This window comes from Cupriavidus sp. 05T313 (genome assembly GCF_056396665.1).
The window spans coordinates 1-12,224 of sequence record NZ_JBFTLX010000219.1 but is presented as its reverse complement, the minus strand read 5'-3'; the positions used below and the strand labels follow the sequence as shown (position 1 = coordinate 12,224).

Annotated in this window: 7 protein-coding genes; 3 read left to right on the top strand and 4 right to left on the bottom strand. The window is 56.9% G+C overall.

The window, feature by feature from the left end; genetic code table 11:
• The 3 genes from AC1DKD_RS32185 to qatC all read left to right on the top strand — a co-directional run.
• A partial coding sequence (locus AC1DKD_RS32185; RefSeq protein WP_477144154.1) for a KAP family P-loop NTPase fold protein occupies window positions 1-1,731 on the top strand: 1,731 nt, incomplete at its 5' end.
• 68 nt (window positions 1,732-1,799) lie between these two features.
• Window positions 1,800-2,561 carry a Qat anti-phage system associated protein QatB gene (qatB, locus tag AC1DKD_RS32180; protein WP_441634456.1) on the top strand — a complete coding sequence of 254 codons (762 nt, stop codon included), beginning with the start codon at window positions 1,800-1,802 and terminating at the stop codon, window positions 2,559-2,561.
• Window positions 2,558-3,829, top strand: a complete 1,272-nt coding sequence (gene qatC / locus AC1DKD_RS32175; RefSeq protein ID WP_441634454.1) for a Qat anti-phage system QueC-like protein QatC — start codon at window positions 2,558-2,560, stop codon at window positions 3,827-3,829. Before qatB ends, qatC begins: the two co-directional genes overlap by 4 nt.
• A 206-nt stretch (window positions 3,830-4,035) precedes the next feature.
• Here qatC and AC1DKD_RS32170 read toward each other — a convergent pair whose 3' ends face one another.
• The 4 genes from AC1DKD_RS32170 to AC1DKD_RS32155 all read right to left on the bottom strand — a co-directional run.
• A complete protein-coding gene (locus tag AC1DKD_RS32170) occupies window positions 4,036-4,764 on the bottom strand; it encodes a DNA polymerase ligase N-terminal domain-containing protein (protein ID WP_477144153.1) in 729 nt (242 codons plus the stop codon).
• Between the two features lie 198 nt (window positions 4,765-4,962).
• Entirely contained in the window at window positions 4,963-5,355 is a 393-nt protein-coding gene (locus AC1DKD_RS32165; RefSeq protein ID WP_441634452.1) for a hypothetical protein, read from the bottom strand.
• Window positions 5,356-5,386: 31 nt separating this feature from the next.
• Window positions 5,387-8,941 carry an NACHT domain-containing protein gene (locus AC1DKD_RS32160; RefSeq protein WP_477114952.1) on the bottom strand — a complete coding sequence of 1,185 codons (3,555 nt, stop codon included), beginning with the start codon at window positions 8,939-8,941 and terminating at the stop codon, window positions 5,387-5,389.
• 123 nt (window positions 8,942-9,064) lie between these two features.
• The coding region (locus AC1DKD_RS32155) for a DEAD/DEAH box helicase (protein ID WP_477144152.1) at window positions 9,065-12,224 on the bottom strand (3,160 nt) is incomplete at its 5' end.

Genomic DNA, 12,224 nt, shown 5'->3' with positions numbered 1-12,224 from the left:
CTGGTGAAGATGGTCGGCAAAAAGCTGCAAAGTAGCAACGCTGACCAAGGCAAGTACGTCTTCCTTGAGTTCAACGCCTGGCTCTACCAAGGTTTTGACGACGCAAGACAGGCTCTTCTCCAAGCGGTCTCTGATAAGCTGCTGGAGCTTGCAGAAAACGACAAGAACCTATTGGGAAAGGCTTGGGACTTTGCCAAGCGCGTACGGTGGCTCAAGCTTGGGCGCATCGCAGTGCCTACTGTGATTGGCATGACCATGGGAACTGCCGCCGGGCCATTGGGCACTATCCTCGGCGCGGTCGGCGGCCTTGTAAAGGGCGCCAGCCATGCCTTCTCAGCGGACAAGCTGAGCGAAGTTAAGAATGCGTACAACGAGCTCAAACCTGAGCTGGAGGGGCTCTTGGCAGAGAAGGAAACGGAGTCTCTTCCCAAGGAAATTGAAGGGCTACGTAGGGCGTTCGCCGACCTGCTCAAAGACCTGGACGTAACTTTGGTAGTTCTCGTCGACGACTTGGACCGATGCCTTCCCAATACGGCCATTTCGACGCTTGAAGCTGTTCGACTGTTACTGCTCGTCCCTAGGACAGCCTTTGTCATCGCCGCCGACGAGGACATGATTCGGAGCGCCGTACGCGCTCACTTTGGTCAGGCGGACATTAGTGACGACTTGGTTACAAGCTACTTCGATAAGCTCATCCAGGTACCATTGCGTGTGCCCCGGTTGGGTGTGAACGAGGTTAAGTCGTACGTCATGCTTCTATTCGCGGACCTGGCTGCACGTCGCGGGGACATCTCACACGCTACATTGGCGGAGGCCCAAAGCCATATCTTGGCTGCCCTGAAAAAGTCATGGGACGGCGGCGTAACGCGAGAGGTTCTAACCACGGCATTCGGAAAGGAAGCGGACAAAGTCGGAAAGGAAATCGACGTTGCAGAGCAGCTCGCGCCGATTCTGGTCACCGCTGAGCAAATTGCGGGAAATCCCCGCCTCATCAAGCGTTTCCTAAACAACTTGATGATTCGAGAGTCGCTGGCAAGGGCGCAAGGGATGTCGGTTGGCTTGGAGGAACTGGTAAAAGTGCAGCTCTTCGAACGATGTGCATCTACTGCTGCCTTCGACCATCTGGTAAAAGCCATCTCGGCTAGCGACGAGGGCAAGCCTACCTTCCTCACCGCACTTGAGACCAGCGCGTCCAAGGGTGAGCCGTACGTGCCGCCCGTTGCAAGTTGGGGCGGCACGTTTTACGAGCAGTGGGTGAGGTTGGCTCCACCACTAGCGGATGTTCCATTGACTCCCTATCTCTATCTCAGTCGAGACCGGACGCTTGCTCTCGCTTCATATGACGAACTATCACCCGCCGCGCGCAGACAGTTCGACGCCATGCTTAAGGTGACCCAAGTGTTTCCTGGCGTGGTTGCGCAAATTAGAGACTTGGGTGAGGCAGATGCCGAGCGAATCCTTGTCCGACTCATCAGAAAGGCGCGGGCCGACCAGTGGTCCCCTGCATCCGTGACCCGCTGCTTCAATGTGACGGACGCCTTCGAGGGACTTGGAGTGAAGCTGGCGTTCGCACTGTCGGAAATTCCAAGCGCTCAGCGGCCAGCGCCAATCGGCCCCTTGTTGGCCAGGAGCGCCTGGGCGCAATCCCTTATCGCTGAATGGCTGGAAGACGATGAGACTCCAAAGCAGCTGAAGACCGTATTGCGCAAGCGAAGCGGAGGTACACAATAGTGGGAACTTCCACATCAAGCTCCGGACCTCGCAGCGGAGTAAGCCTTTCTCCGTCGTGGCTCGAGGAATTGAGTGTTGTCGCGCCGAAAGTTGGGGGCGAGGCCCCCGAACCAGAGCAAGGTGACGCGCAGCCTCAACCTGAGGAAGACGAGGTAGCCCAGCCTCGACGCTACGCTGATGCGAAGCGCGACATCGGCAAGTTCGTTCGCACCGGCGAAACGTCGTACCTGTCTCGAGGAATCGGTCACTATTCCCGCAGCGGAATGGGAGGCGCAAGGAAGCTTTCCTCACGGATGCGAGCTTCCGCGAACGCTGGTTCAGCACTGGTATCTTTCATCAAGGACATTCGAGAGGGTACCGACCCGGCCATTGCGAGCTGGGTGCAGAATCTGCTCGCGTCGAATCCGTCCTCCGATGAGGTGGCTGATGCGATTGTGCAGGCGCTGTCAGGGCCCGGTGGAAGTGTCGACGAGGAGTCGATGCGTGACTCTATGGCCCTCGCCATTTCCGAACTACTGGTGCTCCAGCCGGATGTCGAGTTGCTCAACATGAAGGATGCCGACACCTGGACTCTGCTTCAGCTGTTCCTCGGCAACGAAGTGTGCAACCGGCTTTCGTTCGACATCGGACAGTTCTTCGAGAGCGCCAAACTGGACCCTGAACTTGGTGTCCTACGAGAGATGGAGATGCGCGACTTTGTGAAGAACGAAGTCGGTGTGCAACTGGAAGCGCTTCGGGCAAACAGCCCAAATCCGACAAAGGCCCAGCTCGACGCGCTGGTAAATGAGGCACTTCGTATGACGTTCGAAGCCTACGAGGGGACGCTATGAACCGAGTGATATGTGTACCACCGGAGTTGATTCCTCAATACCTGTCGCCAGGGGTGGACTACATCTCGATGTATCGAAGTGCTGGTCGTCAGGGCGTAAGTTCAGTGGGCACGAGCATTCAACGCAAGGTCCAGCGTTCGGGAATACTTCCTGATGTGCGGACTTGGGACTTCTCGACCTTTGCGCTTGCGGTATCTGCAGCGGACCTCGCTGTCGCTCGTGCCACGAGCGCTGATGGATGGACTAGGGTAATCGACCTCACGGTTGCTCTCGTCGACCCGGAGCCGTTCAGGCAGATAGTGCGAAAGCTGCAGGTCATGCTGAGATTCCTGACCGGCGACTTCTGGCATTTGACCTTCATCGAAGGTGCAGATGCTCCGCCGTTTTCCCTGGCACCCAAGGTGTTCGAAGCGGATTGCGTCTCGTTGCTTTCAGGAGGCGTCGATAGCCTCGTCGGCGCGATTGATGCAACAAATATGGGCTGGAAGCCGCTTTTCGTCTCTCAGATTGCGAAAGGGGATGCGCGAACGCAACGGCGGTACGCACTACGACTTGGTGCCCGCGAACGGTATCTGCAATGGAATCACAATATCAAACTCGTCCACCCTACAGAGCGCTCCACGCGCGGTAGGTCCATCGTCTTTTTCGCGTTTGCTGCTATCGCAGCGTCCGCAATAAGCGGTGTGGACCGGGTGAATGTGTTCGTTCCTGAAAATGGGTTCATTAGTCTGAACATTCCGCTGAATCCTGGTCGAGCCGGGAGCCTTAGCACAAAGACAACCCATCCCGTATTTATGGAAAGGTTGCAAGAGGTCTGGACGGAGCTCGGTCTTAGAGGGCGACTAATGCGACCATACTCGTTCAAGACGAAGGGCGAAATCATTTGCGAATGCCGTGATGTGGACCTGCTCATGGAGTTGGTCGGTGATTCGACCAGTTGCGGTCGCTACGGCTACTACAAGTACACTCATTGCGGCCGATGTGTCCCGTGCTTGGTTAGAAGGTCATCCTTCCTTCGGGCGGGAGTGGAGGACCCCACCGAACGCTACCACTTTCCCACCCTCCGACTTGCGGGCCGCGAAAATGGCGCGAATGACATTGGGGCGGTTGCCGCCGCCGTGCTTCGATACCGGGAGCACGGCGTTCGGCGGCTCACGTCTGGCCAGTTGGCCTTTGCTAATAGCGCGGACCGGGCTGAGTACGAGGGGGTAGTGGCTCGAGGGATTGAGGAACTGGGCCAACTTCTTGAACATGCGGAAGTCTTCTAGCCGGTTGCCTCCCACCTTCCCGCATTAGCGCCGCTGGTCGCGTTCCGCCGCCCGCGAGCACTGTGACCAGTCCTTGGCGTCGCTCGACCACGCCCGCTTTTTTCGCGGAGCTTGAGGCATGTGCTTAGCAAGGACATGCTTAGCCGTGCACTGAATTACGCCGACGAATTAGACTCGCGTTGCATCAACTACTTCGTCAAGGGCCATCATTTTGGCCATCCCGATAGCCTGTACTTTCTTGGCTGTACTTTTTTGCGCATGCGCACGGCGGTCACTGCTTGGGTGAGGTCGATTTCGGGCTCTGCTTCGTGCAAAGACCGGAGGCCGGACCTGGGTTCGCGTTCCTCGATTAAGCCTAAGGGCTTCTCAAGGACACTGTCCGGCAATGTCGTGATGACGTCATATTCGGAAAGGGACTGGGCCCACTCATCACGCTTCTTGATAAGCATCCAGTGGTCTTGCTTGTCTTCGCGCTTGGAGATGCGCACCAGCTCCCATGCGCCGGCGAGTTTTTCCCCGTGCAGCCGGAAAACTAGCTTTCCGGCCTCCATCCCCTCGCGCGGGTCGTCGACAGGTTCCCAGGTGCCGTGGTCCCACACAATGACTGTTCCGGCACCGTACTGCTTTGGGGGAATATTGCCTTGGAAACTCGCATACTCAATTGGATGGTCTTCGACATGGATGGCCATCCGTTTCTCCTGAGGGTCGTAACACGGCCCCTTAGGGACGGCCCRGCTCAGTAGAAGGCCATCGAGCTCGAGTCGAAAGTCGTAGTGCAGCTGCGCGGACCAGTGCTTTTGCACAACGAACGACAAGTGTTGGCCTGCGGCTGAAGGACCGCTGCTCTGCAGTGCAGGCTCAGACGTGACATTGAAGTCACGTTTCTTCCGGTACTTGGACAGCGGCAGGGGCGTCCGTTCAGAGTTGGCGGCCATGGCCTAGTCTACGGCGAGTTCAGTCGCCAAGCCAAGCCAAGACAGCCCATCGCATGGCTCCGCTATGAACCGGTACGGTCTACCTTTGAGCACCAATTTGGTCAGCTTCATTTAAGCTCGCGATTCGCGCTCGATGCACACGCGAGCAGCAATGGACTTATGATGGTGAGGCGCTGGCTCGAAGGGGTGTTGTGGTGGTTACGCTCGAGACAAGTCGATGACAACGCCCTTGATATGTGGCCACTCCTCCGACGGTATCCGGTCACTCATCAATGTCGCAAAATGTTGGGCGTCCCGAGGCTTCACGCGCTCAGGCGTTGCTCTAGGAGAGTGTCCAAACCATAAGACGATGTAGATGCCCATTCCGCCTGCATCCGGATGGACCGAGTAGTAGCGCCCCAGCTGTTCTCGCCACGCTGTCCAGACCGTCTCATGATTCTCCTTCTTGATTTCGACTGGGACCATGATGCGTGAACTCTTGGCGAACAGTACCCCTTGCATGTCAGCGCGCCGCTCACCGGCAGCGTGCGCCTCCTTCGATGCTTCAACGTTTTGATGAGCCAAGCGTTCGCGCAGAAGGGTTAAGAGCATGTCGCGGCATTCGTTCTCCGACTTTGGCTTCTCATCGCCATTGTGGTCTTTCGTCCAGAACAGCCGCAGTAGGTTCGTATCGTCGTGACGGATGTGCTCTGCACAAATGGTCAACTGGTCGACCATTAGCGCTGCCAAATCTTGCGGGTTTGCGGGTGCACGATTGGCCAGGGTATTCGCGGCTGCGAGCGCGTCTGTCGGCTTGAAAAAAGCCATTCGAGCAAAGCGCTGCTGGGCGTAGTAGCAACCATCCAGATGGACACGCCAACTTTCTAACGACGGTAGTGCCTTTAGGCGCCGGAGCTCTGTTCCCGCCTGCGGAGAAGCGTCTTCGGCGAGCCATTTCGTCAGTCGATGGACTGATATCTCCTCTTTCGTGCTCGTGGGTGTGGATTCGGTCTATTTCGAAATGATTCACCGCTGCGCTGGGAGCGAGAATCTCCACCAGTCTCGCAAGTACCCTAGGAGTGAAGCGCCGACTTTCGTCGGCTGTACCGTACTGTTGGATGATGGCGTCAGTGAGCGCGGCCACATCTACGGATGAACTCAAAAAGAGCTCATCTAGCTGAGGACCGAACACGTCAGGAAATGCTCGGAGGCCGGCTACAAGGTAAGCGAGCCGTTGGCGCTCGTCGATTCCATCATTGCCCACATTCGCAGATGCCACGCCTAACAAGGTCTTCGTGTCATGGATTCCCGCCGCAGGGAGGAGAACCGTGTTCAAAAAGCGAACTTGCCCAGGCGACGCATGGTCTGGAAGTAGCGAGAAGAGTTCTGGCAACAGAACTCGCGCCAGATTGACTGGGCCTGTAGGCTCGCGTAGGTCACGTAACGCGGAAAGTTGTGGACCCTCCACATCGCCAAGCCGGGCCGCAGCATGGCGAAGAACGAGCGGAGCGACAAGCTCTGGCAGCGCGTTAGCGACGGCTAGGTACCACGTCGGTGATTTTTCTGTTGACGCTACGAGCACGAATGCTACTAGCGTTCGAATCAGACCATGGTCCCAGCGTTGCCAGGCATTAGGGTCGGACTGGCTCTCAAGCTCTGCAGCTAGCAAGCAAGGCTTCTGCAAATAGAAGTGTCTCTTCTCGTCGATGTCAAGCGAGGAAATTTCGTCCGCGGTTGGCAAGTCATATCTGGTAAGAATYCTTCGGATTCCACCGATGGCGCGCTGCGCGCTGGTCTCATCGATTACTAGATAGTCCTGGAGGCGTTCAACGGGACTCTTTCCGTTGATGTTGCTGAAACGATTCTGGTATGCCAAAACCAACTGGTGGGAGAGAGAGGGCGGTGCCTTGCCGGCATAGACATCTTCCAGGTGAGGGGCAAGCGACCGCTGACGTTCCTCTCGTTGTTCAAGGCGTTTTTGGGTCGCCTCCAACTTTCTCGCGAACTCAGTCTTGTAATGGGTATCGAGCGCCCATGAGCACGCGTCAGATTGCCACTGTTGAGCATTGGGCCACCGTGCTGAATTTGCCGATACCCATTCCGCGATGTCATCAATGGTGATATCGAACGGCGTAGGTGGCGAGATTGCGTACATGGCAGCTTGTCTAAAGCAGTACTGTGCCAGTTCAGCGCTCGGTGTGATGCTCGCCAATGAGAGCATCCATTTGTACCAATCCTTCGGTAAGTCGACCCTCCCCAACCGATGCTCAGGTATCCAAAAACTCAGCTTCCCTTGTTCATCCGGATGAACCTGCGAGTAGCCGAAAGCCAAAATGGCTTTGATGAGTGATGGCCTTGCTGAAAGCCACGCCCGAATGTCGTCTACGCTACCTCCGTGGCCGCGATGAAATCCGTACTCATCGACAGTTACTCTGAGCCAAGAATAAATCTGCTCCGGTGTAGAGTCATCGCCGCACTCGAGCAGTGCGCGCGCGAGGAGTTGCGCAGCGATTTCTCTCATGTCCTCTAGGTCATCATCTCGCTGACCATCTGCTGCCGCCTCTAAGTTCTTAATTGATGACGCGAAGTGCTCCGCTAGCGCGGGCAAGGCGGACCCGGGCGTTGCGTTAAGGAACTTACTCTTCCAGAAGTACTTAAAGTCGCCGAAGAGGGAGTCCAACTTGGGCTTTCGAAGATATGCCACCACTTGGTTGGGGGGCAACAGCGTCGGATACAGGTGAGTTAGCAACGCTCCAATGAGCTCATCTTCGTCGTCTTCTACTTGACCGCTGTCGATTTCGCGCAGAAGGTGTTTTGCGGCATTTCCTTCGGAGTCGTCATTGACAAGCAACGCATCCAACGCCGCCTTCCGGATTCGAGGCCAGTACGTCGTGTCCCGAACAATGTCCATTAGTGCAGGTGTTAGTGCGGACATGGGGCTTCCATACTGAATGGCATCCAGAATGCAATCGAGCACGGCCTGATGTGCAGGGTCACGTGAAGCATCACCCAACCGGTCCGCAAATACTTGGACCATATCTGAAGTACCGAGAGCGCCAAAAGGCTGAGCAGACCAATTTTCGTTCCTGAACCAGCGGTATTGCGCCGCTTCTCGATGAAGCGCGTCCAGGAGCGCTACCTTCTCGCTTGCAGAGAACGGCCGGACATCCCCGTAGAGGACGAGTCCAAGTGGGTCACGCTCGATGAGGAGCAGGCGCTCAGTCTTGCAGTGAAGGCAGAGCCAGGCGTAAAGACCCCGCATAGCATCGACAACCCTCCCATCGTTCCCGCAAATAAGCGCCAGTACGCGTGAAATCGGCAGGCCCTCACGTTGTACAAGTCGAGCAATGGCCTTCGCTCCCAAGTACTCTGCCACCGTTCGATGGCGCGGAACTCGATTGAACCCTGCAGCTCCGAAGAGCGGAGTAGACAGGGTGGCGTGGATTTCGTCAATGTTCAGCCCTAAGGCTGCGGCAACTGTTGGAACGGAGACCGATGATTCCCCCGGCAATGCTTCGTCGATGGCAATGCTCGACGCGCTGGAAATGACGAGCAATGCGGAAAGTAGACCCGCTTGATGTAAAGTTCCCTCCAAGGAGAAATTCTTGCCCCTCTGGCCGCGTTGATGCACTAGATTGTGCTCTAGAGCTAGTTGTCGGCAGGCGAGTTCGTACGTTTCCTCTTTGCTTGCTGGCCATCTGTCACTTCCAACGGCTCTGACAACTAGGTCAAGTAGCAGAGGGTTGCCAAAGAGGGGTGCAACTCCAAGTTGCTCCGACTTGGCAAGAAATTCATCCGCTTCCGGCAGGCGAGAGGGCACCCAGGATTCGACCAGCTGTCGGACTTTAGCATCGGATAGAGGTTCTAAATATAGCTCTACGACCTCGTTGTTTGGGGACACAAATTTTAGCTCTGAAGCACCCTCAGAGAACCACTCAGCCTCTCGGCACGAAAGCCGAAACCGAGGGCGACCAAGCTCGACCAGCTTCTTCCGTATGGCGTCGAATGCTGCCAAGAAACTTCCCGAGGACACTTGACCCTCGTCCAATGCGTCGATAAACAGGGTCCCTCCAGCCCATCCATCGGGAGGCCCAACAGCAATCAAATTCCTGGCTGTTACGAAATGGCAGTCATCTGCGCCTTCCGCTTCGCGTAGAAACGCCGTCGATTTGCCGGAGCCCGGCTCACCAAGAAGCACGTAGGCGTCTACATCCGCCCAGTCTGCCAATAGTCTGGTGTCTCGCGCGCCATTCGCCAGAGTCTTGGTCCCGCGCCGGGGYAGGTAGCTCAAGTTTGTCATTGGCTTTCGGCAGGAGGTTGTTTAGCTGTTGGAGATTCGAGCTGCACAATAGTCGAAGTACTTCTGCTGTGCCCACTCTGTCCTGTTGCCCACAACATATAGTCGTCGCTTGGCGCGAGTCGCAGCGACGTTCAATAGGTTTGGCTTCTCTGCAGCCCAGGCTTTAGCGCCAGGTCTCTTTGGATTGCCACCGAGAACGAGGACCACGACATCTGCTTCTTTTCCTTGGACGGTGTGAATCGTTCCGACCTTGATGCCTTCCAGTGAATGCCTCCGCACCAGCTGCCGCAATCCGTCGACAACCGTTCTGAAGGGTGAAATCAGGAAGATATCCGCATCATGGCCGCTACTTCTGATGCCGTATACGAGAGACAGTACAGCTTCTCCTTCTGAGGGTATCCAGTGCTTGTCTGCGTCATGCGATACGACATCGTGCCACGCCGTTGGCGGCAAGCCGACGTCCTTTCGCGCCTGAGTACCGAACACCATCAGTCCGTCATAGGCAATCCTATTGGCGACATCAAACATCTCGCGGTCGCAGCGCCGATGGACGCGGAGCGGTGAGCCGACCCACAGCTGCTCATTCGCTTGGGCCACGGTGGTGCCAAATGGTGTTGCGCGGTCGGCGAGCATCTGCGCGGACGTGCGTCCGGGCAGCCAGGTTTCCGACACGCCATAGTGCAAGCGCAAAGCGTGCTGAACCGTGTACGGGATTGAGACGACTGGTTCCAGTTGCAGCGGGTCCCCGACGACGACTACCCGGCGGGAACGCCAGATTGCGCCAGCAGCAGCCTGTGGGACCGCTTGACCGGCTTCGTCGATGAGCAGCCAGCCGATGTTCTCTTTGCCGATGTGCGAGAACAAGCGCGCGAATGACGCAAAGGTGCTGGAGACAACCGGCACTACCAGGAACAGCGTCTGCCAGGCTGCCAAAGTCGCTTCCTTGGGGGCCGTCTGTGGTGCGCTGCCGTCCAGGATGTCAGCGAGGCCGTGGAGATTTTTCCGAACAGTGTCAGCGTTCGCCGTGATAAAGGCTTTGTGCAAGTTCAGGGCAGCCAGGAAGACCCTGGCACGTGCGTGATTCCAAGCCTCGGTGGCCCAAGGCGCGGAGAGCTCTCTCGCTTCTTCTGCAGCGGCCCATGCCTCATCGTCAGGGAAGTGCTGCTTAAGGGCGGCTCTATCCTCCTGAATGTCTGCCGTCAGACGCCCAATGACTGCTTCCCTGTCTTTGCGCTCCTGGGCCAGCGTTTGGAGCAGTCTGCGAGCTTCAACCTCTTCAAGCTTCGTTGCTGCTGCTTCGTTCTGTGCTTGAAGGAGGCGGTTTTCGGAGTCGGAGGCAATCTTTTGGAGACCACGTTCCATCGCTCGCCATGCCCGGTAGGTTTTACCTAGGGAACTGACAATTTCCCATATTCCTGGGCGGTTCGCCTGATGCAGCTTGTGTGAAGCGCGGTGGCCTTCCGTTTGAAGAGCTTGAGCTGCAGCTGCGGACAAGGCCGCCTGATGGCGCCGAACGTAAGAGGGCAGGCTGTCCATCAGGGCGACGGATTCATTGTCGATACGAACGATTTCGGCACGCTCGGAACGAAGCGATTTGATGTGGCGAAACACCTCCGCGAGCTTTGAGCGCTCGGCTTTTTCCTGCACCAGAGCCTGTTCGAACTCTTTAACTGCCGCGCGCCAATCGACGGGCGTTGCCGCTGCTGCAGTTAGCCACGCTTGGAATCCCGTCTTCTTCACCCTGAGGTCGTTCTCGGGCGGAATCGCGGCTTCGAACGGGAGTTCTTGACCGTGCCAGAAGTTCGAGAGGAACTCGCCCCTGTTGCTCTTGTTGCCGAGCTTCGCGGCAAGCAAGCCCCATGCAGGTTGTTGGATAGCTTGAGTTCCAAAGCGAGGGAAGTAGTCGACTTGGTCAAGCCAGCTCGCGTCCACGGCTTTTGCGCCCGGAATTTCAAGCGTAATGTTCTCGACGGCCCCATTATTCGACGAAGCTGCGACGATTTCGAAGCCCGTCAACGTGCTCGACGGAACAGAAATTGAGCGGTTCCATTTTCCACTCTTCCACCCGGTGCGGCCACCGAATCCCTCCGACGGCGAAGACAGATTTGCCAGAGCTTTGGCCCGAGCGACGACAACACCAGCCACTATGTCGCGCAGCATCGTCGTCTTGCCCGTGCCCGGCGGGCCATTCACCCCAAACAACCCGCCTTTGGGAGACAGCGATTTCCAAATGGAATTGACAGCGAATTGCTGACTGTACACAAGGGGATGGTGCCCCTCGCTAGGCCAGCGCCCGGTGGGAAATCTGTCCGGGGCAAGGGTTTCGAATACGTCGTCCAGACTCTTCCGAATATCGGTCCTGCGGATGCGCTTCTCAGATTCGTCAGTGGTTAGATAGTCGCGCAGAGCCATTCCACTGTCGCCGGATTTCAGCGCGTCAGCAAGGCGGTCAAGGTCGTCGACAAAAAAGCTGTTCAGGAAGTCGGCATCGTCGGATTCATGTGACTTTTTCGCCGCAAGTTGATAGCTTTGAGCTCGAATTACGGTCCGCTGAGAGATGATGGCTTGGAGCCCCAACGAATCCGTCAACCACTGCGCTAGGGCGAATAGGTCACTTGCATCCACTGGGCGACCAACTTCCTCTTCACGTTCCCCGAAAGTCCCTCTCGCGGGGTCATCCGGCATGATGCCAAGTTGCTTTCGCGTATGTTGCTCAAATTTCGACTGAAATCGCGAAACACCTTCGAGCCAATCCTTTGCTTCCGGACCGACTGTCACGGTTCGTCCCAGCGCCCACGCGCAATTGGACAGCACCAGCGTGTCAAAGAGGGGGCGGCCATCATCAGAGACGGAGATGGAGAACATTGCCGTTTCACCATCTGAACGTTCATCTACAGCCTCCGGGTCTTTGCCGCAGGCCGCTTCGAGAATCGTTCTAACCGTATCGAGAGGGTAGACACTGACAAAAAGCCGATGCCGCCACACCTTGTTGTAGCCAAGCTTGCGGCCGCGGAGCCGATGCGCGGGTTCCCAGGGAAGCGTGCCATCTTCCTGAGTAATATCGAACGACGGAAAGGTCTTGTCGTTAGGCTCCGCCGCAGGGATGCTCTGGGGGGAGAACAGTTCGACGGCCCGCCAATACTTCAGGACGGATATCTGTTGGAGCGACTCGGACATTTCG

Excerpts from the sequence above, each read along its gene's own strand:
- AC1DKD_RS32165 (WP_441634452.1), bottom strand. The coding sequence starts at position 5,355 with ATGCTCTTAACCCTTCTGCGCGAACGCTTGGCTCATCAAAACGTTGAA.
- qatC (WP_441634454.1), top strand. The coding sequence starts at position 2,558 with ATGAACCGAGTGATATGTGTACCACCGGAGTTGATTCCTCAATACCTG.